General features: G+C 60.8%; 19 protein-coding genes. 16 read left to right on the top strand and 3 right to left on the bottom strand.

The genetic code is table 11. From position 1 onward, the window contains the following. The first annotated feature begins 56 nt into the window (after window positions 1-56). The 10 genes from ACZ0A4_RS24850 (at window position 57) to ACZ0A4_RS24895 (ending at window position 13,491) form a co-directional block, all read left to right on the top strand. Window positions 57-1,409, top strand: a complete 1,353-nt coding sequence (locus ACZ0A4_RS24850) for a TolC family outer membrane protein (RefSeq protein WP_463576685.1) — start codon at window positions 57-59, stop codon at window positions 1,407-1,409. A gap of 34 nt (window positions 1,410-1,443) precedes the next feature. Next, window positions 1,444-3,600, top strand: coding sequence for a type I secretion system permease/ATPase (locus tag ACZ0A4_RS24855; protein ID WP_463576686.1), 2,157 nt, complete (start codon window positions 1,444-1,446; stop codon window positions 3,598-3,600). Beyond that, the gene (locus ACZ0A4_RS24860) at window positions 3,590-4,957 is read left to right on the top strand and encodes an HlyD family type I secretion periplasmic adaptor subunit (RefSeq protein WP_034151794.1); all 1,368 of its coding nucleotides are present in this window, start codon (window positions 3,590-3,592) and stop codon (window positions 4,955-4,957) included. Before ACZ0A4_RS24855 ends, ACZ0A4_RS24860 begins: the two co-directional genes overlap by 11 nt. Window positions 4,958-5,328: 371 nt before the next feature. Further along, the gene (locus ACZ0A4_RS24865) at window positions 5,329-6,225 is read left to right on the top strand and encodes a TauD/TfdA dioxygenase family protein (RefSeq protein WP_463576687.1); all 897 of its coding nucleotides are present in this window, start codon (window positions 5,329-5,331) and stop codon (window positions 6,223-6,225) included. A gap of 22 nt (window positions 6,226-6,247) precedes the next feature. Beyond that, complete coding sequence (locus ACZ0A4_RS24870) at window positions 6,248-7,108, top strand: ABC transporter ATP-binding protein (RefSeq protein ID WP_463576688.1); 861 nt, start codon at window positions 6,248-6,250, stop codon at window positions 7,106-7,108. Between the two features lie 20 nt (window positions 7,109-7,128). After that, a complete protein-coding gene (locus ACZ0A4_RS24875) occupies window positions 7,129-7,995 on the top strand; it encodes an ABC transporter permease (protein ID WP_463576689.1) in 867 nt (288 codons plus the stop codon). A gap of 174 nt (window positions 7,996-8,169) precedes the next feature. Next, on the top strand, window positions 8,170-9,087 hold the full coding sequence (locus ACZ0A4_RS24880) for a LysR family transcriptional regulator (protein WP_463576690.1): 918 nt from the start codon (window positions 8,170-8,172) through the stop codon (window positions 9,085-9,087). Window positions 9,088-9,277: 190 nt separating this feature from the next. Then, entirely contained in the window at window positions 9,278-10,816 is a 1,539-nt protein-coding gene (locus tag ACZ0A4_RS24885) for an MFS transporter (protein ID WP_463576691.1), read from the top strand. Window positions 10,817-10,843: 27 nt separating this feature from the next. Then, window positions 10,844-11,914 carry an HlyD family secretion protein gene (locus ACZ0A4_RS24890; protein ID WP_463576692.1) on the top strand — a complete coding sequence of 357 codons (1,071 nt, stop codon included), beginning with the start codon at window positions 10,844-10,846 and terminating at the stop codon, window positions 11,912-11,914. Then, window positions 11,911-13,491 carry an efflux transporter outer membrane subunit gene (locus ACZ0A4_RS24895; RefSeq protein ID WP_463576693.1) on the top strand — a complete coding sequence of 527 codons (1,581 nt, stop codon included), beginning with the start codon at window positions 11,911-11,913 and terminating at the stop codon, window positions 13,489-13,491. Before ACZ0A4_RS24890 ends, ACZ0A4_RS24895 begins: the two co-directional genes overlap by 4 nt. Here the strand turns inward: ACZ0A4_RS24895 and ACZ0A4_RS24900 are convergent. Continuing rightward, window positions 13,472-14,161, bottom strand: coding sequence for an NYN domain-containing protein (locus tag ACZ0A4_RS24900; protein ID WP_456024087.1), 690 nt, complete (start codon window positions 14,159-14,161; stop codon window positions 13,472-13,474). The two genes, ACZ0A4_RS24895 and ACZ0A4_RS24900, sit on opposite strands and share 20 nt — an antisense overlap. A 486-nt stretch (window positions 14,162-14,647) precedes the next feature. Here ACZ0A4_RS24900 and ACZ0A4_RS24905 point away from each other — a divergent pair, with 486 nt between their 5' ends. The 4 genes from ACZ0A4_RS24905 to ACZ0A4_RS24920 are packed head-to-tail and all read left to right on the top strand — an operon-like array spanning window position 14,648 to window position 19,346. Further along, window positions 14,648-15,427, top strand: coding sequence for an efflux RND transporter periplasmic adaptor subunit (locus ACZ0A4_RS24905; RefSeq protein ID WP_463576694.1), 780 nt, complete (start codon window positions 14,648-14,650; stop codon window positions 15,425-15,427). Next, the gene (locus tag ACZ0A4_RS24910) at window positions 15,424-16,743 is read left to right on the top strand and encodes an efflux RND transporter periplasmic adaptor subunit (protein WP_463576695.1); all 1,320 of its coding nucleotides are present in this window, start codon (window positions 15,424-15,426) and stop codon (window positions 16,741-16,743) included. Before ACZ0A4_RS24905 ends, ACZ0A4_RS24910 begins: the two co-directional genes overlap by 4 nt. Further along, window positions 16,744-18,840 (top strand): efflux RND transporter periplasmic adaptor subunit, encoded by a 2,097-nt coding sequence (locus tag ACZ0A4_RS24915; RefSeq protein ID WP_463576696.1) that lies wholly within the window; start codon window positions 16,744-16,746, stop codon window positions 18,838-18,840. It begins immediately after the preceding gene. A gap of 11 nt (window positions 18,841-18,851) precedes the next feature. Next, a complete protein-coding gene (locus ACZ0A4_RS24920) occupies window positions 18,852-19,346 on the top strand; it encodes a GNAT family N-acetyltransferase (RefSeq protein ID WP_463576697.1) in 495 nt (164 codons plus the stop codon). Window positions 19,347-19,388: 42 nt separating this feature from the next. On the opposite strand, the gene ACZ0A4_RS24925 is transcribed toward ACZ0A4_RS24920, so the two are convergent. Beyond that, window positions 19,389-19,700, bottom strand: a complete 312-nt coding sequence (locus ACZ0A4_RS24925; protein WP_064117422.1) for a DUF6916 family protein — start codon at window positions 19,698-19,700, stop codon at window positions 19,389-19,391. Between the two features lie 53 nt (window positions 19,701-19,753). Beyond that, on the bottom strand, window positions 19,754-20,341 hold the full coding sequence (locus ACZ0A4_RS24930) for a phage tail protein (protein ID WP_038367359.1): 588 nt from the start codon (window positions 20,339-20,341) through the stop codon (window positions 19,754-19,756). Between the two features lie 238 nt (window positions 20,342-20,579). On the opposite strand from ACZ0A4_RS24930, the gene ACZ0A4_RS24935 reads away from it, so the two are divergent. Together ACZ0A4_RS24935 and ACZ0A4_RS24940 are read left to right on the top strand one after the other, a co-directional pair. Continuing rightward, window positions 20,580-22,160 (top strand): glycosyltransferase family 39 protein, encoded by a 1,581-nt coding sequence (locus ACZ0A4_RS24935; protein WP_463576698.1) that lies wholly within the window; start codon window positions 20,580-20,582, stop codon window positions 22,158-22,160. A gap of 150 nt (window positions 22,161-22,310) precedes the next feature. Continuing rightward, window positions 22,311-23,156: a sulfotransferase family protein gene (locus ACZ0A4_RS24940; protein WP_463576699.1), complete on the top strand. Its 846-nt coding sequence runs from the start codon at window positions 22,311-22,313 to the stop codon at window positions 23,154-23,156. Window positions 23,157-23,192 lie beyond the last annotated feature (36 nt).

Genomic DNA, 23,192 nt, shown 5'->3' on the forward strand with positions numbered 1-23,192 from the left:
ACGCAGCGCCACGTTTTGCTGTGATTCAAGACAAGAAGTTCTGGGAAATTCCTACCATGCGTTCGCCCCTGCTTTTCGCCGTACCCTTCGCTCTCGCTGCCTCTTTTGTACAAGCACAATCCTTACCAGAAGCCATGCAGCAGGCACTGGATGTCCATCCGGAAATCCAGGCAGGGGTCAACAGTCGTTTGGCTGCGGATTATCAATTAAGAGCGGCTAAAGGTGGATACCTGCCGAAGGTCGATCTGCTCGGCGGTTATGGCCGTGAAGGCACCGACAGCGTCACCACCCGCGCCAACTCCGGCGGCAACCACTACGAAACCCTGAACCGCAGTGAGTCAAGTTTACGTCTCTCGCAAATGGTCTTTGACGGTTTTGCAACGTCCAGCGAAGTCGGGCGTCAACAAGCCACCGTTAACTCCCGCGCTTACTCCTTGCTCGGCACTTCCGAGCGCACCGCGCTGACCGTCGCCCAGGTTTACCTGGACGTGCTGACCCGCCGCGAATTCGTGCGTCTGGCCGAAGACAACCTCAAGAGCCACCAGCGCATCTATGACCAGATCCAGTTGCGCACCCAGCGCGGTGTCGGCAGCGGTGCCGACCTCGATCAGGCCGAAGCGCGGATGGCTCAGGCCCGCAACAACCTGATCACCGAGCAGACCAACCTCGCTGACTCGGAAACCAACTTCCTCAGCGCCGTCGGCCAGATGCCCGATCAACTGGAGCGTCCGACGCCGTTCATAGCGATGATGCCGGCCAACCTCAATGAAGCGCGCCAGCAGATGCTGGAAAACAGCCCGATCCTGCGCTCGGCCGAGTCCGACATCGCCGCTGCCGAGAAGCAGTACGAAACCGCCAAGTCGACCTTCTACCCACGTTTCGACGCCGAACTGGGTCGCACCGCTGACAACGATCTCGATGGCCAGAACGGCCACAACAACGAGTGGCAGGCGATGCTGCGCATGCGCTTCAACCTCTATTCCGGTGGCAGCAACAAGGCCGATCTGGAATCCAAGTCGTACCTGTCGAATCAGGCGCTGGACATCCGCAACAACGCCTTGCGTCAGTTGAACGAAGAGCTGGGTCTGGCCTGGAACGCCTTGAATAATGCCAACGCACAAGTGCCGATCGCTCAGCAATACGTCGACCACAGCACCTCGGTGCGCACCGCTTACCAGCGTCAGTTCAGCCTCGGCGAGCGAACCCTGCTCGATTTGCTCGACAGCGAAAACGAGTTGTTCACCGCTTCGCGGCGTCTGGCTGAAATCAAAAACATTCAGTTATTTACTCAGTACCGAATCAAGGCGACCATGGGCGAGTTGCTCAGAAGCCAGGGAGTGGTCGCACCGTTGGCATCCGTTGTGCAGAACGACGTGAAGCCCAAGGTCCAGCTGCCTGGGATGAATTGAGTTATCCCTTTTCAACTGTCAAAGAGTGTCGAGCGTGGAATCAGAAGTCAGTCGAGTTCATCTCAGTCATGATCCACGCGCGTTGCACGACGATCCGTTACTGGACGGTCTGCTCGCCCTTTGCATGCTGCACCAGAAGCCCGCCAGCGCCGCGATGCTGACCACCGGCCTGCCGCTGCCCAAACAACGCTTGAGTGTCGAGCTGCTGCCCCGTGCGGCGGCTCGCGCCGGCCTGCAAGGTCGGGTGCTGCAGCGCAAACTGGAAGAAATTCCGGCGATCGCCATGCCGGCCTTGCTGCTGCTCAAGGATGGCCGCAGCGCCGTCCTGCTCGGCTGGCAGGGCGACAATGAAGCACGAGTCCTGCTCAGCGAAACCGACGGCGGCGAGTCCATCGTCAGCCGCGAACTGCTCGCCGACGATTACACCGGCAAAGTCTTCTTCGCTCAGCCGCAACACAAATTCGACGTCAACCACGGCACGCTGATTCCGCGTGCACGCTCGTGGTTCCGCGACACCCTCAAGCGTTCGCGCTGGCTGTACGCTGATGCCATCGCCGCGAGTTTCCTGATCAACATCATCGCCATGGCCGCGCCGCTGTTCGTGATGAACGTCTACGACCGCGTCGTGCCGAACCAGGCCGAAGCAACCCTCTGGGTGCTGGCGCTGGGCATCACTGGCGCCTACATCTTCGACCTGGTCCTCAAGAGTCTGCGCGCCCTGTGCCTGGACCTGGCCGGGAAGAAAACCGACCTGATCATCTCCGCGACGCTGTTCGAACGCATCGTCGGCATGGCCATGAAGTACCGTCCGGCACGGGTCGGCAGCTTTGCGCAGAACATCCATGAGTTTCAGAGCCTGCGCGACTTCCTCGCTTCGCTGACGCTGACCAGCCTGATCGATCTGCCGTTCACCATCCTCATCTTTATTGTGATCGCCATTCTCGGCGGGCATCTGGTGTGGATCCCTGTGTTGGCGTTCCCGATTGCCCTGCTGATCGGCTATGCGTTGCAGAAGCCGCTGGTGGCCACCATGGAACGCACCATGGCCCTCGGCGCCGAGCGCCAATCCAGCCTGATCGAAACCCTCGCCGGCCTCGACGCGGTGAAGGTCAACAATGCCGAAAGCGAACGCCAGTACCAGTGGGAACAGACCATCGGCACCCTCAGCCGCCTCGAGCTGCGGGTGAAAATGCTCTCCGGTCTGGCGATGAACATCACCTTGCTGATCCAGCAACTGGCCGGGGTGATCATGATCGTCTTCGGCGTCTACCAGATCATCGCCGGCAACCTGAGCATGGGCGGTCTGATTGCCTGCTACATGCTCAGTGGCCGCGCCCTCAGCCCGCTGGCGTCGCTTTCCGGTCTGCTGACCCGTTATCAGCAGGCACGGGTAACCATGACTTCGGTCGACCAGATGATGGAGCTGCCGCAAGAGCGCAACTTCGAAGAGCGCCCGCTGAGCCGCAAGGTTTTGCAGGGTGCCATCGAGTGCCGCCAGCTCAACTTCACTTACCCGGAGCAACAGAACCCGGCGTTGAAGAACATCAATCTGGTGATCCGTCCCGGCGAGAAGATCGGCATCATCGGCCGCAGCGGCTCGGGCAAGAGTTCACTGGCGAAATTGCTCGTCGGCCTGTATCAGCCGGACGATGGCGCGCTGCTGGTCGACGGTGTGGATATCCGCCAGATCGACGTCAGCGAACTGCGCTACAACATTGGCTACGTGCCGCAAGACATCCAACTGCTGGCCGGCACCCTGCGTGACAACCTGGTTTCCGGTGCACGTTATGTAGAAGACGAACTCGTCCTGCAAGCCGCCGAATTGGCTGGCGTCCACGAATTCGCCCGTCTGCATCCGCAAGGTTATGAGCTGCAAGTCGGCGAGCGCGGGCAGAACCTCTCCGGTGGCCAACGACAAAACGTCGCGCTGGCCCGGGCGCTGTTGCTCAATCCGCCGATCCTGTTGATGGACGAGCCGACCAGCGCCATGGATAACACCGGTGAAGAGCGCCTCAAACAACGCCTTGCGGCCGTGATTGAAAACAAGACCGTGGTGCTGGTGACGCACCGGGCTTCACTGTTGTCGCTGGTCGATCGTCTGCTGGTGATCGACCGTGGACAAATTCTCGCCGATGGCCCGAAAGCCGCCGTGATGGAAGCGTTGAAGAAGGGGCAGATCAGTGTTGCTTAAGTCGGGTTTCAAGGATTCGATCCGTCGCTACTTCAAAGGCTCGGCATCGCTGCAGGGCCAGCCGCTGCCGGAGGTTAACAAGGCGCTGATCGAAGACGCCCCGCGCGTCGTGCGCCTGACCATCTGGGCGATCATCGGCTTCTTCATCTTCCTGCTGCTGTGGGCCAACTTCGCCGTGATCGACGAAGTGACCAAGGGCGACGGCAAGGCGATTCCGTCGTCGAAGATTCAGAAAATCCAGAACCTCGAAGGCGGGATCATCTCCGAACTGTTCGTCAAGGAAGGCCAGATCGTCGAAGCCGGCGCCCCGCTGATTCGCCTCGACGACACGCGATTTGCCTCCAACGTCGGCGAAACCGAGGCCGATCGCCTGTCGATGCTGCTGCGCGTGGAACGTCTGAGCGCCGAAGTCGATGATCGTCCGCTGAATTTCCCTGAGGACGTGCTCAAAGCCGTGCCGGGACAGGCAAAAAGCGAAGAATCGCTGTACATCAGCCGCCGCCAGCAACTGCACGACGAGATTGGCGGTTTGCAGGAGCAGTTGATCCAGCGTCAGCAAGAGCTGCGTGAGTTCGGCTCCAAGCAAGCGCAGTACCGTCAGCAACTCGGCTTGCAGCGTCAGGAAATCAACATGTCCGAGCCGCTGGTCGCCCAGGGCGCGGTGTCCCCGGTGGAAGTCTTGCGTTTGAAGCGTGCCGAGGTGGAAACCCGCGGCCAGCTGGATGCGACGACGCTGGCGATTCCGCGTGCCGAATCGGCGATCAAGGAAGTGCAGCGCAAGATCGACGAGACGCGCGGCAAATTCCGCAGCGAAGCGCTGACCCAGCTTAATGAGGCGCGCACCGACCTGAACAAGGCCAGCGCGACCGGCAAGGCACTGGAAGACCGCGTCAGCCGGACGCTGGTGACTTCGCCAGTGCGCGGCATCGTCAACAAGCTGCTGGTCAACACCATCGGCGGCGTGATTCAGCCGGGCAGCGACATGGTCGAAATCGTACCGCTGGACGACACCTTGCTGGTCGAAGCGAAGATCCGTCCGCAGGACATTGCCTTTCTGCATCCGGGACAGGAAGCGATCGTGAAATTCACTGCGTACGACTACACCATCTACGGCGGGCTCAAAGCCAAGCTTGAGCAGATCGGTGCCGACACCATCACTGACGAAGACAAGAAAACCACCTACTACATCATCAAGGTGCGCACTGAGCGCAGCCATTTGGGCACGGACGAGAAGCCTTTGCTGATCATTCCGGGGATGGTTGCGTCGGTAGACATCATTACAGGCAAGAAGTCGGTGTTGAGTTATCTGCTCAAGCCGATCATTCGCGCGCGGGCTGAGGCGTTGCACGAGCGCTAGATCTTCAGCGCTGCTGCCGGCCTCTTCGCGAGCAAGCTCGCTCCCACATTGGATCTTCTGTGGTCACAGATTTTGTGTTCGACAAATAACTAATGTGGGAGCGAGCTTGCTCGCGAAGGCGTCAGTCGGATCGCTGCATCTGTCAGTAAGTGACAAAAACCGTCACTCACCATCCCGTCCATTCCTCACCATTCGCCATATCGTTATTCAATAACGGTATTTAATCTCCAGTTCTTATAGCTATAAAGTCATCTCCCTGCGTACCTGCCGACCAATCGGCGCGCCGCACGACCTGAACCAACACGCAATCCAGCGTGAGTGTCTGATCGACGAGCGCGACCGTGAGCGCGCCGTGCGTGGGAGATGGAAAGATGTCCGCAGCTACTGTTACCCCGAGCGCCGCGACCGCCGCGGCGCAAACCTTCGAAATTCGCCCGTTCAGCGGTGCCGTCGGCGCCGAGATCATTGGCCTTGACCTCACCCGGCCGATCAATGATCAGGACTTTGCGCGCATTCATCGCGCGCACCTGGATCACCACGTCGTGGTGTTCCGCGACCAGCAAATCACCCCGCAACAGCAAATCGACTTCAGCCGCCGCTTCGGTGTGTTGCAGATCCATGTGCTCAAGCAGTTTCTGCTGGCCGACCACCCGGAAATCCTTATCGTTTCCAACATCATCGAAAACGGCCAGAACATCGGTCTCGGTGATGCCGGCAAGTTCTGGCACTCCGACCTCTCCTATAAAGCGCTGCCAAGCCTCGGCTCGATGCTCCACGCACAGGAGCTGCCAGAGGAGGGCGGCGACACGCTGTTCGCCGACATGCACAAAGCCTGGGACAACTTGCCCGAAGCGTTGCGCAAAGCGGTCGAAGGCCGCTTTGCCGCGCACTCCTACACGGCGCGTTACAGCGAGACCAAATTCGAAGGCAACTGGCGCCCGACCCTGACCCCGGTGCAACTGGCTCAGGTCGCGGAAGTGGTGCACCCGGTGGTGCGTACGCACCCGGAAAACGGCCGCAAGGCGTTGTTCGTCAGCGAAGGTTTCACCACGCGCATCGTCGGCCTGCCCGAGGACGAGAGCCAGCAATTGCTGACTGAGCTCTACGCCCACAGCGTGCTGCCGCAAAACATCTACCGCCATCAGTGGCAGCCCCACGACCTGGTGTTCTGGGACAACCGTTCACTGATCCATCTCGCCGCCGGCTGCCCCGCGCACCTGCGTCGCAAGCTGTATCGCACGACCATTCAGGGCGACGCGCCTTTCTGATTCGCCGGAGATTGATCAAACCATGAACGCTCCCTTGCCAGGCCACGCGGCCAGCAACCCGATCGCCGGCAGCGACGCGTTGCTGGCGGTCGATCACGTCAGCCTCGAATACCGCACGCCGCAACGTGTGGTGCGCGCCACCTACCAGGTCAGTTTTGAAATCGATCCGGCCGATCGTTACGTGCTGCTCGGCCCGTCCGGTTGCGGTAAATCCACCTTGCTCAAAGCGGTGGCCGGCTTCATCCAACCGTGCGAGGGCGAAATCCGCCTGCAAGGCCAGCGCGTCGACGCACCGGGGCCGGACCGGATCGTGGTGTTTCAGGAATTCGACCAACTGCCACCGTGGAAAACCGTCAAACAGAACGTGATGTTTCCGCTGCTTGCATCGCGGACCCTTAAGAAAAAAGAAGCCGAAGAACGCGCGTTGCACTATCTGGAAAAAGTGGGTCTGGAGGCGTTCGCCGATGCCTATCCGCACACTTTGTCCGGCGGCATGAAGGCGCGGGTGGCGATTGCCCGGGCGTTGGCGATGCAGCCGAAAATCCTCTTGATGGACGAACCGTTCGCCGCGCTCGATGCGCTGACCCGGCGCAAGATGCAGGAAGAATTGCTGCTGCTCTGGGAAGAGGTGCGTTTCACATTGTTGTTCGTTACCCACTCGATTGAAGAGGCGCTGGTGGTGGGCAACCGCATCCTGCTGTTGTCGCCCCATCCGGGCCGGGTGCGCGCCGAGGTGCACAGCCATCAATACGATCTGCACAGCCTCGGTGGCGTGGCGTTTCAGGAATCGGCGCGGCGCATTCATCGTCTGCTGTTCGATGAAGGCCAGTCGCCGGAAACCGAGCGAGATCACGACTTCAACGACATTCGCATCGCCTATTGAGCGGCCAGGAGGACTACCCGATGAGCCAATCATCATCTGCGCGTGAAGAGTTCGAAATTATGCTGGAGCCGCTGACCGAGGTGCCAGTCGAGCGTGAGCTGTCGCTCGGTACGCGGCTGTGGCAACAGGGCTGGCTGCGCAAAAGCCTGATCCTGATTGTGCTGGCGGTGCTGTGGGAAGTGGTTGCGCGGATTCAGAACAATGATTTGATGCTGCCGAGTTTCCTGCAGACCAGCCATGCGTTGTTCGAGGGGCTGCTCAGTGGTGAATTGCTGGCCAAGGTATGGATATCGTTGGTGGTGCTGATCAAGGGGTATCTGATCGGCATTGTGCTGGCATTTGCTCTGACGACACTGGCGGTGTCGACGCAGTTGGGCCGCGATCTGCTGAGCACGATGACCTCGATGTTCAACCCGCTGCCGGCGATTGCTCTGCTGCCGCTGGCGTTGCTGTGGTTTGGTCTGGGGCAGAACAGCCTGATTTTTGTGCTGGTGCATTCGGTGTTGTGGGCGTTGGCGTTGAACACTTATGCGGGGTTTCTCGGCGTTTCCGAGACGCTGCGCATGGCCGGGCGCAATTACGGTTTGAAGGGTTTGCGGCTGGTGCTGTTCATCCTGATCCCGGCGGCGCTGCCCTCGATTCTGGCCGGGTTGAAGATCGGCTGGGCGTTTGCCTGGCGCACATTGATCGCGGCGGAACTGGTGTTTGGTGCGACCAGTGGCAAGGGTGGGCTGGGTTGGTACATCTTTCAGAATCGCAATGAGCTTTACACCGATAAGGTGTTTGCCGGGTTGGCGGTGGTGATTTTGATCGGGTTGCTGGTGGAGAATCTGGTGTTCGATACGCTGGAGCGGGTGACGGTCAAACGTTGGGGTATGCAGCGGTAATTCTGTGGCGTTGCGACTGGCCCTTTCGCGAGCAAGCTCGCTCCCGCAGGAGAATGCATTCCAAATGTGGGAGCGAGCTTGCTCGCGAAGGCGTCAGTAAGATCAACGCCTACTCTGAAAGATGTTTGCTAGCATTGCACCCGGATCAATCCTGACCCGCCACGAGTGCTCAGCATGCAACTCCCGGACATGAACCTTCTGGTCGCCCTCGACGCCTTGCTCGACGAGGGCAGTGTGGTTGGCGCCGCGCGGCGGATGAACCTCAGCCCGGCCGCCATGAGCCGAACCCTGACGCGGATCCGCGAAGCGATCGGTGATCCGATACTCGTGCGTGCCGGACGTGGCTTGGTGCCGACACCCAAGGCGCTGGAGTTGCGCGAACAAGTGCGCGACGTGGTCGAGCAGGCGGCGCTGTTGTTCCGTTCCGCCGACACCGTGGAGTTGGGCACACTACGCCGGCGCTTCAGCATCCGCGCCAACGACTTCTTCATCGGCGTCTACGGCGGCAAGCTGTTCGACACCCTCGATCAACTCGCGCCGCACTGCGAATTGCGCTTCGTCCCCGAAGGCGATGTCGATGATGAAGCTCTGCGCGAAGGCCGCATCGATTTGAGCGTCAGTAACACCCGCCCTGTCACCCCTGAAGTCAAAGTACAGAACCTGTTCTCCACTCACTTCGTGGGCCTGGTGCGCGAAGACCATCCATTGCTCGACGGCGAAATCACCGCCGAGCGTTACGCCGGGTTTTCCCACATCAGCATGTCGCGCCGTGGCATCGCTCGCGGCCCCATCGATACGGCGCTGAATGCGCTGGGCCTGGAGCGGCGCGTGGCAGTGATTGCGCCGAGTTTTCACGCGGCGATGTTTGCGCTACCGGATTCCGACCTGATTCTGCCAGTGCCCAAGGAAGCGCTGCTGAGTGTGCGCCGGCTCGGTTTGAAACTGCGTTCGTTCGACCTGCCGATCCCCTTGCCGACGCTAATGCTGACCCAAGCCTGGCACCCGCGCTTCGACAAGGATCCGGCGCACCGTTGGCTGCGGGAAACGCTCAAGGCCTGCTGCGACGAAACCTGGCTGGCTGCACAACCCTAAGATCAAAAGATCGCAGCCTTCGGCAGCTCCTATATTGGAATGCATATCCGTTTAGGAGCTGCCGAAGGCTGCGATCTTTTGCGTTTAACAATTGCGTCTGACGCACTTATAAGCTGCCAATAAGTCAATTTTCGTCATTGCCAAGCCCGACTAAGATGCTCCGGTATTTTTCCCTCCGGAGTGTGTATTCATGACATCCCTGACGGCGGCGGCGCCCATCGCTGCGGCCAGCCCGGCGAAGGCGATCACGCCACCGGTGTTCGGGGCGCGGATCATCATCGGCCTGGTCGGCGTGCTGCTGGCGGTGCTGGTGTCGGGCCTCAATGAGATGGTGACCAAGGTCGCCCTCGCCGATATTCGCGGCGCGCTGCATATCGGTTACGACGAAGGCACCTGGCTGGTGGCCAGTTACACCGCCACTTCGGTCGCGGCCATGGCCTTCGCGCCGTGGTGTTCGGTGACCTTCTCGCTGCGCCGCTTCACCCTCTGTGCGATTGGTTTGTTCACCTTGCTGGGCGTGCTGTGCCCGTTCGCGCCGAATTACGAAAGCCTGCTCCTGATGCGTATCCTGCAAGGCCTGGCCGGCGGCGCACTGCCACCGATGCTGATGACCGTCGCCCTGCGCTTTTTGCCGGCGAACATCAAACTCTACGGTCTGGCCGGTTACGCCCTGACGGCGACATTCGGCCCCGGTCTTGGCACACCGCTGGCCGGGTTGTGGACCGAATACGTCGGCTGGCAATGGACGTTCTGGCAAATCATCGTGCCGTGCCTGATCGCGATAGTGATGGTGGCTTACGGTCTCCCGCAGGATCCGCTGCGCCTGGATCGCCTCAAGTCATTTAACTGGAAGGGCCTGCTGCTGGGCTTTCCGGCGATCTGCATGCTGGTGATCGGTGTATTGCAGGGCAATCGCCTGGACTGGTTCGAATCGAGCCTGATCTGTGGATTGCTCGGCGCCGGCTCGCTGTTGCTGGTGGCTTTTCTGATCAACGAGTGGTCGCAGCCGATTCCGTTTTTCAAATTGCAGATGCTCGGCATTCGCAACCTGTCGTTCGCCTTGATGACGTTGGCCGGTGTGCTGGTCGTTCTGCAGGCGGTGGTGTTGATTCCGTCGAGTTATCTGGCGCAGGTGCAGGGTTATCGCCCGGCGCAGACCGCGCCGATCATGCTGATCGCCGCAGTGCCGCAGCTGATTGCGCTGCCGTTGGTGGCAGCGCTGTGCAACCTGCGCTGGGTCGATTGCCGCTGGGTGCTTGGCATCGGTTTGAGCATGCTGGTGCTGTCCTGCCTCGGAGGCTCGCTGCTGACCTCGGAATGGATTCGCGACAACTTCTACGTTCTGCAATGGCTGCAGATCTTCGGTCAACCGATGTCGGTGTTGCCGCTGTTGATGCTCTCGACCGGCAGCATCCAGCCAACGGACGGTCCGTTTGCCTCCGCGTGGTTCAACACCGTGAAAGGTCTGGCAGCAGTGGTCGCCACCGGGGTGATCGAAGCGCTGACCACCGCGCGCCTGCATTTCCACTCGACCATGTTGGTCGACAGCCTGGGCAATTCGCCGTTGGCCGATCGCAGCGATCCGGGCCTTGCCCATCGCCTGCACGAACAGGCCGTGGTGCTGACCTCTTCCGATCTCTACGTGTGCATGGCCGGCGTCGCGGTGGCGCTGATCCTGCTGATTTTCTGGCTGCCGACGCGGATCTTTCCGCCCCGCGCGCCGACCTGATTGCTGCACTGAACAATGAAGGTTTTTATGACGACTCAAGCAAAGCAAAAACTCGCGGTGGCCGTAGCGGCCGCACTGGCGGTCGGCGTGCTGATGTATCTGGCGCTACCCGGCGTGTTTGGCAAACGTACCCAGCAAAACACCAACGACGCCTTTGTCTCTGCCGACTACACCCTGGTGGTGCCGCGCGTGGCCGGTTTCATCAAGGAAGTGCTGGTGGACGACAACCAGCAAGTGAAGGCCGGGCAGTTGCTGGCGCTGATCGATGATCGCGATCTGCGCGCGTCAGCCGAAGCGGCGGACGCGCAAACCCTGGTCGCGCGGGCGCAGTTGCAGAACGCCAAAGCGACGCTGGAGCGCCAGACGTCGGTGATCGCCCAGGCGCAAGCTTCGGTGGTGTCGGCCAAGGCTGAAATGGCCTTTGCCCAGCAGGAATTGAACCGCTACAACCACCTCGCCGGCGTCGGCGCCGGCACGGTGCAGAACGCGCAACAGGCGCGCACTCGCATCGATCAGGCCACGGCGCATCTCGACACCGCTACCGCGAAGCTGGCAGCAGAGCGCAAGCAAGTCGATATCCTCACCGCTCAACGTGACGCCGCCGAAGGTAGTCTGAAGCACGCACAAGCGGCACTGGAAATCGCCAGTTTCGAACTCTCCTACACGCGCATCACTGCGCCGCAGGACGGCATGATCGGCGAACGGGCCGTGCGCGTCGGTGCCTATGTGACGCCGGGTAGCAAGCTGTTGGCGGTGGTGCCGCTGAAGCAGGCGTATGTAGTGGCGAATTTTCAGGAGACGCAACTGACCGATGTGCAGCCGGGACAGGACGTGCAGGTGCGTGTCGACAGCCTCGGCGGCGAGGCCTTGAGCGGTCGGGTCGAGAGCATTGCCCCAGCGACCGGCGTGACCTTTGCGGCGGTGAAACCGGATAACGCAACGGGCAACTTCACCAAGGTGGTGCAGCGGATTCCGGTGAAGATCATGCTGGAACCGGGCCAGCCGTTGGCCGAACGCTTGCGCGTGGGAATGTCGGTGGAGGCGAGTATTGATACCAAAAGCTCGGCGACCTCCGTGCGTGAGGTGACTCAGCGATGATTTGTGGTAATTCGACTGGCCTCATCGCTGGCAAGCCAGCTCCCACAGGTTCCGTCGGTGGGGCTATGCAATTTGGACAATCTGCACAATCCCTGTGGGAGCTGGCTTGCCAGCGATGGGGCCAGTGGCAGCAAATCAGTTTGAGTGCCTTGCTCACAGTCACTCTCACCGCCTGCACCGTCGGCCCAGACTTCCAGAAGCCCGAAACCACACAAATCGCCGACTGGGCCAAACCGGCCAAGTCCGCGCCCAGCCAAGCCGTCAGCGAACCGTTGAACGAACGCTGGTGGGAAGTCTTTCACGACCCACAACTCTCCGCGCTCACCCAGCGCGCCGTCCGCAGCAACCTCGACCTGCAACTGGCCAGTAGCCGCCTGCAACAAAGCCGTGCCGCTCGCCAAGTCATCAGCGCTGACCGTTATCCGAACACCGCCGCCACCGGCAGCTACGCGCGCGAACGCAACAGCAGCAAAGGTCTGAGCGACCCGTCCGGACACAACGGCGATTCCGCCTTCAACCTGTGGGACGCCGGTTTCTCCGCCTCGTGGGAACTGGATTTCTGGGGCCGCGTGCGCCGTGAAACCGAAGCTGCCGATGCCAACCTCGAAGTCGCCGAAAACGACCGTCGCGGGGTGTTGCTGGCAGTGCTTGCCGACACGGCGCAAAACTATATTCAACTGCGCGGCGTGCAGAACACCCGCGCCGTCACCGAGCAGAACCTCGACGTCGCGCGGCACAGTCTGAAACTCTCGCAACTGCGTCTGGCTGACGGCGTGGCAACTGATCTCGACGTCGCCGAAGCCGCCGCGCAAGTCGCGGCCATCGAATCGCGCCTGCCTGCGCTGGAACAACGTCAATCGCAGTTGATCAACGCGATAAGCCTGCTGATGGGCGAACCGCCGCAAGCCTTGGCCAAAGAGTTATCCACCGACGCCGCCGTGCCGCGGTCGCCGCTGCAAGTCGCTATCGGCCTGCCGTCGCAACTGGCCGAACGCCGCCCGGACATCCGTCAGGCCGAAGCGCGCTTGCACGCCGCGACTGCCAATATCGGCGTGGCCAAGGGCGATTTCTATCCGCGTATTACCCTATCGGGCAACCTCAGCTCCCAAGCCATGCAACTCAGCGATTTCGGCTCGTGGAGCTCGCGCGCCTTCGGCATCGGTCCGCAATTCAGCCTGCCGTTGTTCGACGGCGGACGCCTGCGCGGCATGCTGCAACTGCGCGAAGCGCAACAACAGGAAGCCGCCGTCGCCTATCAGCAAACCGTGCTGCGCGCGTGGCATGAAATCGACGATCAACTGACCGCCTACAACGCCAGCCAGCGCCGGCGCGACAGCCTCGCCGAAGCCGTACGCCAGAACCAGATCGCCCTGCGCACTGCGCAACAGCAATACGTCGAAGGCGTGGTCGATTTCGTCAACGTGCTCACCGTGCAAGGCGCGCTGCTGGCGACGCAGGAGCAGTGGGTGGAGAGTTCGGCCGGCGTTTCGTTGGCGATGGTCGGGTTGTACAAGGCGTTGGGCGGGGGGTGGGAGTCGGTGTATCCGGCGCAAGTACCTACCAATAATCCGGTTTGATCGCTGGTTTTTTGTGAGTGGCTACTCGGTTTGGAAACTGATGAAGTCGCAGCTCTTCAGTCGAAATAACGCGTCTCAACCAGTGTGAATTGTCTTTCAATGAACCTGGGGGCGGGCGGATAGATCCAGTCCGATGAGGAAGGATCACTCCAATGATCAGTGCAGGAAAATCTGTTCGGAGCGCCTTCAGAGCAGGTGTCATGTCGGTATCACTGGAAACCAGAATGATTTGATCAATGCGCCCTGCACCTTCGGACATTGTTTGCCGGCTTGCAGTGCGATACATGCTGATTGCTATATGAACATCGGTTTCTTTTTCTTCCAGTTTCCAGATATCGACTTTGTCCTGACGTGATGCATGGGTGTTTCTATCTATAAACCTTGGTGCTTTGGCTGGCTCTAATTGATGCCGTCCGAAATGCACGGTGACTTTGCTCGCTCGCAATGCCCTCACGTACGCATCTTGTGCTTCCTTGGAAACGCGGCCGCGAGTTGCCAGCTGGGGTTTGATTGGAGAGGTGAAGTAGTCAATCGAGACTATTGAGCTCTGAGGGTTTTCGATGAGGGCAATATGCGTCAGCAGGCTGTTCAAGTTCAGCCATTTATAGGGTGTGCCAGCGAGCAAGCCGTAAAACAGGTTGTAGCCATCAACAAAAAATGCGGTGCGCACAAAAAATCCTCAGAAACGAAAAAACCGGCCTAGGCCGGTTTTTTCATCCCCAACTGCCAGCGAACTGAATCGCTACGTACGGGGTTGAGTAAGGCAATCCTAGATTGAGCGCGTCATGCAGGTCAACCACCAAATAATTGCACGCTCACTCCGCTGGTTTAGCCTCAGCACCGGCTTGTCAGTTTTGGTTGCTGGTATCCGCCATGGTCAAGCCATTTAAGGGCTTGTGTGTTAGAGGTTGTTGCAGAGAGAGGTAAATTCGCACCGCGCCTATTTGCATAGATAGCCTGTCTATCGCCGTTTTCGCAGTGAGTAATCAGTAGTATCCCCAACTCGTGTAGGACGCCGGAATTTGCCTACATCTTTTAAACGGTCATAGAGCGGCTTTCTCTTTTGAAACATTACATTTCCGAAGAGTGATGGCCTTTCGCTTGACGCTAACCCCCGCTGTCGTAGACTCCGCACATCCGTCAGGGAGTAACGGTTATGCAGCGTTTTCGTGGTTGGGTTGTGGGATTAACCTTGGTTGCGTGTGCAGTTCAGGCGCAAACGCCCGGGCCAGACGATCCGCTGCTGGATAACCCGGTGCCCGGGGCGGCCCCTGCGAGCAGTGAGGCGCGGGGGGTGTTGCGGGCGCGTGATCAGGCGACGCTGGCCAGTGAGCTTTCCGGGCGGATTGTCGAGTTGCCGTTCAGCGAGGGCGAGTCGTTCAAGAAGGGCGATACGCTGGCACGTTTCGACTGTTCGGCCTATCAGGCCCAGCTCAATGCTGCGCAGGCGGCCAGTCGTGGTGCCGGTGAAGAGCTGGCGCACAACAAGCAGTTGGCGGCACTCAATTCCGTCGGGCGGTTCGAAGTGGCGCGGGCCGAGGCCAAGGTCAGCGAAACCCAGGCGCAATCCCAGGTTTATCAAGTGCAGGTCAAGCGCTGCAGCGTGATCGCGCCGTTCGATGGGCAAGTGGTCGAGCGCAAAGTGCAGCGGTATGAGAGCGTACCGGCCGGCGCGCCGCTGCTCGATGTCGTCGATAACCGTACCCTCGAAATACATCTGCTGGTGCCATCACGCTGGATGGCCAGACTCAAACCCGGCCAGACCTTCAGCTTCGTTCCCGATGAAACCGGTCAGCCGATCGACGCCACGGTGAAACGTCTCGGCGCGCGCATCGATGAGGGCAGTCAGACCCTGTTGCTGGTCGCAACACTCCCTGAAGCCAAAGGCCTGCTCGCCGGCATGAGCGGCACCGCGCGTTTCCCGGAGCTTAAGTGAACGCCCCGGTGAGCGGCGCCGCCGAGCAGGTGTTCGCGCGGTTTCTCGATCTGGAACGCCAGACCCGCGCCGCCCGCGATGCCGCGCAGCTGGCCTACAGTCTGGTCAACGACGGCCAGTCGCTGTTTGGTTTTCGCCATGCCGCGTTGTTGATTGCCGGCAAGGTGCAAGCGGTAACCGGCGTCAGTGCGGTCGAGCCGAATGCGCCGTTCGTGGCGTTCGTCGAGCAGGCCGTGGCGCAGTTGTTCAAGCAGGATGTGCTGAAGCAGGCGCGAGTGATTGCGCCGCAGCTGCTCAGCGAATCAATCCAGACGGACTGGCGCAGTCTGTCCGCTGCGCAGGTGTTCTGGTTACCGCTGGTTGATCGTGATGGGCAGATGTTTGGCGGCTTGTGGCTGGCCCGTGATGTGCCGTGGAATCCTTCCGAACAAGTTTTGCTGTCGCAATTGGGCGACACCTACAGCCATGCCTGGCTGGCGCTGCAACCGCGTAAACCGTGGCGACTGCGCTGGACCCGTAAACGTCAGGTGGCACTGGTCGCGCTGCTGTTGCTCGGGCTGTTGATCCCGGTGCGTCAATCGGTGCTGGCCCCGGCCGAAGTGGTGCCGCTGGGCGGGCGCGTGGTGGCGGCGCCGCTGGACGGGGTGATCGCCGAGTTTCTGGTCAAACCCAATCAGGTGGTAAAAACCGGCGATGTGCTGGTGCGTTTCGAAAGCACCACGCTCAAGGCGCAGGCCGATGTCGCCGAACGTGCACTGGGTGTAGCCGAAGCTGAATTGAAATCCAATTCGCAGCGCTCGTTCGCCGATGCCGAATCAAGCGCAAAAGTCGATTTGCTCGCCGCCCGTGTTGAGCAGAAACGCGCCGAACGCGACTACGCCCGCGAGCTGCTCAAGCGCAGCGAAGTGCGCGCCGAACGTGACGGCATCGCGGTGTTCGCCGACGCCGAACGTTTGACCGGCAAACCGGTACAGACCGGCGAACGCCTGATGGAAATCGCCGATCCGAGCCAGGCTGAACTGCGCATCGAACTGGCGGTGGGCGATGCGCTCTCGTTGGAGCATGGTGCCGAAGTGGCGCTGTTTCTCGACAGCGATCCGCTGAAGCGCCATCTCGCCACACTGGAACGCTCGGCGTACGAGGCGCAGCCGACGGCGGGCGGGCAACTGGCCTATCGGCTCGACGCCAATTTTACCGAGGCGCCGCCGCGTATCGGCCTGCGCGGCACAGCGAAAATCTTCGGTGATCGCGCGCCACTGGCCCTGTACCTGCTGCGCCGGCCATTGGCCGGTTTGCGCCAGAGCGTGGGCCTCTAAATGAACCTGCCGAGCCTGCGTGCCGACCTGCAATTGTCGCCCGCGGCGCCGGCCCTGGACGGTTCGCCGCGCTGGACCCTGGCCGATCCGGTGCGCGGGCGTTATTTCAAACTCGGCAGCGCGGCGATGCGTCTGTTGCGCCACTGGTCGCTGGGTGATGCCGAACAAGTTTTGCACGCGGCCAATCGCGAGCCTGGCTTGCCGCTGGATGGCACGGAGCTTGAGCAGTTGCTGGAATTTCTTCGCGGCCACGATTTGATCTCTGCGCTCGACGATCAACAACGCGCCAGCTACCGCTTCAAGGCCTTGGCGCAGAAGCAAAGTCTGTGGCAAATCCTCCTGCATCAATACCTGTTCTTCCGCATACCGCTGTGGCGCCCGGACACATTTCTCAATCGGGCCTGGCCGTGGCTGGAGCGCTTCGGCCCGCGTCTGCTGCGCTACGGTTTGCCGACGACGTTGGCGCTGGGCGTGTTTCTGGTCTCGCGCGACTGGCAGCGTTTTATCGGCACCTTTCCGCACCTGTTCAGCCTCGGTGGCGCATTGGCATTTGGCGTGGCGTTGTTCTTTGCCAAGCTCTGTCACGAATTCGGCCATGCGTTCATGGCCAAGCGCGCGGGCTGTCGGGTACAGAGCATGGGCGTGGCGTTTATGGTTTTGCTGCCGATGTTCTACACCGATGTCAGCGATGCCTGGCGGGTCAATGATCGCCGTGCGCGATTGCTGATCGGTGCCGGCGGTGTGCTGGCGGAATTGCTGTTGGCATGTATCGCGTTGCTGGCGTGGTCGTTGCTGCCGGATGGGCCGGGACGCACGGCGGCGTTCATGCTCGCCAGCGCCACGTGGATCACCACGCTGGTGGTCAACCTCAATCCGTTCATGCGCTTTGATGGTTATTTTCTGATCAGTGATTTCTGGGAAGTCGACAATTTGCAGGGCCGCGCGTTTGCCCTCTGTCGCTGGCGCTTGCGTGAGTTTTTGTTTGGCTATGGCGCACCGGCGCCGGAGCCGTGGTCGCCGAAGATGCAACGGCGTTTGCTGATCTGGGGGTATGGCTCATGGTTGTGGCGTGCGGCGTTGTTTTTCGGGATCGCGCTGGCGGTCTATCACCTGTTCTTCAAGGTGTTGGGGATCTTCCTGATGCTGGTGGAACTGGTGTGGTTCATTTTTTTGCCAATCATGCGTGAGTGGCGCCAGTGGTGGAGACACCGCGAACAGGCGCACGGCCCGCGTGTGTTGCTCAGTGCGCTGGCGCTGCTCGGGTTGTTGCTGGTGCTGATTGTGCCGTGGCGCAGTTCGGTGGAGTTGCCGACCATGCTTGAGGCCGGGCGCGCCAGTGCCCTGCACGCACCAACGGCGGCGCGGGTCAAAGCGGTAAACGTGACGGACGGGCAGAAGGTTGCTCAGGGCGATGTGCTGATTGAACTGGAATCGCCCGATCTCGAGTCGCGGCTGGCGATCGTGCGCCGGGAAATCCAGATCCAGCAGTTGCTGATGCGCCGCCAGGCCAGTCGCAGCGAAACCGCTGCCGATGCGGGCATTGTCGAGCAGCGATTGGCCGAAGCGGTCGCCGAATATCGGGGGCTGACGGCGCAACGTGAGCGCCTGTTGCTGCGCGCACCGCAAGCCGGCAGCGTGCGTGATCTGCTGCCGAACATGACGGTCGGGCGCTGGCTGTCGACTCGCGATGCGCTGGCCCGAGTGGTTGAAGATGGCGCGCGCCTGCGCGGTTATCTCGCCGAAGCCGAATTGTGGCGAGTCAAACCCGGTGCCAGCGGCCGCTTCATCGCCGATGACCCGATGCACCCGGCGCTGGCCGTGCAGTTGAATGAAATCGACACCAACGGCGTGGCCTACGTCGATCAGGAGGCGCTGACCTCCGATCACCACGGGCCGATTGCCGTGCGCCGCGATCAACAGCAGCGGGCCGAACCGGTGCAGGCGCAATACGGCGCGCGGCTCAGCGTGCTTGACGATGCGTCGACACCGCCGCAACCGTTGCGCGGTGTCGTGATCTTGCAAGGCAGCGGCGAATCGTTGCTCGGTGTCGCATGGCGCCGAATGGCGGCGCTGGGGGTCAGGGAAAGCGGTTTCTAACGGAGAGCACGATGGCGGACAACGCAGCAGTGGCGGCAGAAGGATTGGTGGTGCGGCCTTCGCGGGCAACCGATGGGCCGTTTTTGCAAAGCCTGTATCAGACCGCGCGGCCGGACCTGCAATGGATCGACGGTGAGCAGGAACAGGTGCAGCAAGTGGTCGCCCAGCAGTTTCAGGTGCAGGAGCTGGGCATGGGCGACAACTACCCCAACGCCATGCACTACGTGGTGGAAAAGCTCGGCACCGCGATCGGAGCATTGAGTACTGATTTCGGCGCTAACGAGATTCGCGTGTTGTATCTGGCGTTCATCCCAAAGGCGCGTGGCCAGGGCTTTGGTCGCGTCGTGCTGCAAGGTGTACAGAAAGCCGCGCAGCAGATTCGCTGCCCGGTGGCGACGGTGGTCTGGACCAGCAATCCCCATGCGCGACGGCATTACCTCGCGCTCGGGTTTGCGGTTGAAGAAAGCAATCCGGCGGCGGAGCGACTGGTCTGGTATCCCCGGTAATTTCCGTGCAGGAGCTGCCGAAGGCTGCTCCTTGGGTTCGGGTCAGTTGAAGGTGATGTGGAAGTAAGCCAGCTCTGGCGGCCGCCCCATCGGTGGTACCCGCGACACGAAGATGCCGTCCACTCGCCCCAGTTCAGGCAACTCCAGTGCACATAAACCATCGACGAATTCAGTCGCTTCCAGGCTGCTCAATTCGACGCTGAATGGCATGCGCTCGCTGTAACGCATTTGCGCCAGCGGTTTCTCTGCGAGTTCGCCGATATGGATTTGCAATGCGCTGCCATCGGGCAGATACAGGGTGCCGATCCGCCCGAGAAGGGCCTGGAAATGTTGGCTTTTAACCGATTGCAGCATGGTCTCGCTCCGGCAAAGTGGGGAACCGGGGGATGTGATCCCCCGGTGGTCGATCAGTTACGCGAAGGGAAAATGCCGTTCAGCGCGATGCTGAAGTTGAGCACCAGATACGGGTTCATGATGGGCAGCGGCAGGCCGTTGCCAGTTGGCGAGATCGTGCCGCTGATGGTGGTCGCGGCGCCTTTGAGCGGCACGGGGGATGCGCCCTGGGCATCGGAAAAGATATTCGCCAGACCCGGCCCGGTGCCCGAAGCACCAATGTAGGCGTTGGTCGCCGTCGGCGCGCCCGCCGGATTGCTGGCCGGGTTGGCCAGTTGCACGGTGGTGGTGGCGGTGAGGCCGGCGAGGGTGTGGGTGTGATTCGGCAGGTTGTTGAGGGTGGCGGTGACTTGTTCGGCGCCTGAGATTTCTCCCATGACTCTCGGCGTCAGGCCCCCGCCATTGCCTTGGCAGATCGGCATGCGGCTCTGCAGGTTGGGCAGGCCGAAGTTGACGGTGCCGTTGCCGCCGTAGGTGGTGCCCAGCAATGCAAACAGCGCCTGGTTCTGGTTGATTCCGATGATCTGACCGTTGCACAAGGCCCAGCCGCTGGGCGCGTAGTTGAAGGCAAACGTCAGAACAGTGCCCATGTAAACGTCCATAAAGTCCTTATCCTTCTGATTGGTTGTCGGCGGGCCGCTAGTGGGATCAGGCTGATGCTATTGCCTTGGCACTCCGTGGCCAGGTCACGCCACGCCAGAGCGTAGACGCGGATTGGCAAGGTTGCCGGGTGTCGTGAAGTCGCAAATCGGCATCGACGGTGCTCCTGCGCCTGACCTAGAGTGACTGGCAGGTTCTGGCTCATACAGGCGTGGTGTCGTGGCACGGCAAGAGGAAGCAATGGCGGTCAACAGAGTGACACCGGTGGGCGACACACAGGATCCGCATGCAACACCGGGGTCGTGGTTTGCCCGCTTGCGCTTGATCCGCTGGGCCAGGGAACACTGGATGCTGCCGATCCTGCTCTTGGCCGCCGCTGTGCGTTTTTACGATCTGACCGCTGCGGCGATTTGGGGTGATGAAGGTTCCAGCCTGTTGCTGGCGCGCTATTCGTTGGCCGATATCTGGCGCCACGCCGCATTCGATGTGCACCCGCCGCTGTACTTCATGCTGCTGCATGGCTGGATCGAACTGTTCGGCGACGGCATTTTTGCCATTCGCTGTCTCAGCGCTCTGGCCGGGATTGCGGCGGTCGGCATGGGCGTCTGGCTGGTGGATCGCCTGGCCACGCGCCGCGCGGCGATCCTCGCCGGGCTGCTGTTGGCGCTGTTGCCGACGGCGGTGCGCTACAGCCAGGAAGTGCGCATGTATTCGCTGCTCGGCCTGTTGTTGATCGCCGCGACGCTGGCGCTGGTCTACTGGATCCGCCGGCCGCAGCGCCATCGCTATCTGGCGATTTATGCGCTGTTGATGACGGCGGCGCTCTACACACATTACTTCGCGGTGCTGGCGGCGCTGTGTCACTGGATTTATCTGACGGTGATTCGGTTCCAGCGCGGCTATCGCTTGCGACATATCCAGCACCCGGGCTGGTGGCTGGCGAATCTGGCCATCGCGGCGGTTTACTTGCCGTGGCTACCCAACTTGCTCGATCTGACGCAGCACATGGAGCAGCTCAAGGTCGGTGGCGATGTCGGCTGGGAGGACCCGGTGACGCTGGCGTCGTTGCCGTCGATGATCTGGACATGGTTGATCCAGGATGACGGCGAACGCTTGCCGTTGCTGGTGTTCGGCGCATTGCCGCTGGTGTTGCTGCTGCTGGCGGCGGTGGCGGTCATTCGTGATCGCAGCGTGTCGCGCGGCAGTGTCCTGCTGGCGTTGTACACCGGCTTACCGCTGTTGCTGGTGTTTGCGGTGTCGTTCATCACACCGGTATTCATCGAGCGCTATCTGACCGCTTATGCCCTGGGTTTGCCGCTGCTGACAGCACTGGCCATCGACCGTTTGTACAGTCGCGTGCGGGTCTTCGCGTTAGCGGTGCTGGTGGCGTTACTCGGGGTGGAAATGGTCGGCCTGAACAACAATGCCGCGGTCGACAGCAATGATCAGTTCGATCGCGTGGTGCACTACGTCAATCAGCATTTCCAGCCCGGTGATCGCATCGTTACCAGCGACATGCTCTGGTACTTGAGTTACGTCTACTACGATCGAACTGGCGCAAAGGTGCGGCTGTACACGCCGCCGGCTGCGGATGGCCGTTCGACGCGCCCGAATGAATATGGCTTCGGTACGCTGGTCAGCGACGATGTCTACCTCGACAGCCTTGCCGAGGTTGCTGGCAATGCCCGGATATGGCTGGTCGGCACCTTCGATGACCCGGCAGAATTTGCACCGTTGCCCGCCACCTGGCAGATCAGCGCGCAAGTCCATGCGGGCGGGGCGCAAGCGCGGTTGATCACGCCGCAATCTGCAGCCAAATAGGTGCGGGTCAGACTAAAACGTTTCACCTTCAAATTCGCGATTAAAAACTAACTTATTAGTTCTTTTTGCTCTTGGTTGATATCAAAACACTACTAGTCGCAAGGTGGTTGTTGGACTACGCTTTGTCGGACAAAGGGACTTTAGATCAGGGTGAAGGGATTGCAGCAGTTCCACTTTATCTCCGGCTTGCCGCGTTCAGGCTCCACCCTGCTTTCTGCAATTCTTTTGCAGAACCCGCGCTTTCATGCCGGCATGACCAGCCCGGTCGGATCGCTGTTCTCAAGTGTCCTCGAGCAATGCAGCGCCGGCAGCGAGTACGGTGCGGTGATCGACACCGACATGCGCCGTCGCCTGTTGCGTGGTCTGTTCGACTCCTGCTACGCCGACAAGGCCGACAAACCGGTGGTGTTCGACACCAACCGGCAGTGGAGCTCGCGTCTGCCGGCACTCAACGACCTGTTTCCTCACGCCAAAGTCATCGCCTGCGTGCGCAATGTCGCCTGGGTGATGGACAGTATCGAGCGGCTGTACCGCGCCAATCCCTTTGAAAACACCAAACTGTTTGGCGATGCCGTGGAGCGCAACACGGTGTACAGCCGTTGCGAAACCCTGGCTCAGCGCAATCGCCTGGTAGGTTTTGCCTGGGCGGCGCTCAAGGAAGCCTATTACGGCGAGCACGCGGACTCACTGCTGATCATCGATTACGACTTGTTGACCCAGGCGCCGGAACGCGTGCTGCGGCTGGTCTATGAATTCATCGGTGAACCCTGGTTCGAGCACGATTTCGAACATCTGGCCTACGACGCGCCGGAGTTCGACCAAGGCCTTGGCCTGGCCGGCCTGCACAAGGTCAAACCCAAGGTGGCTTTGCAGTCACGGCGCACCATTTTGCCGCCTGACCTGTTCAAGCAATACGCTGATTTGTCCTTTTGGCTCGATGGCTCAGCCAGCGCCGCCAATGTCATTCGTATGAAATCCGACGCCGCGATCAGTTGATCGCGGCGTTTTTCATTGATGCCTTACGTACCTTCG

The organism is Pseudomonas sp. AC172 (assembly GCF_979258595.1).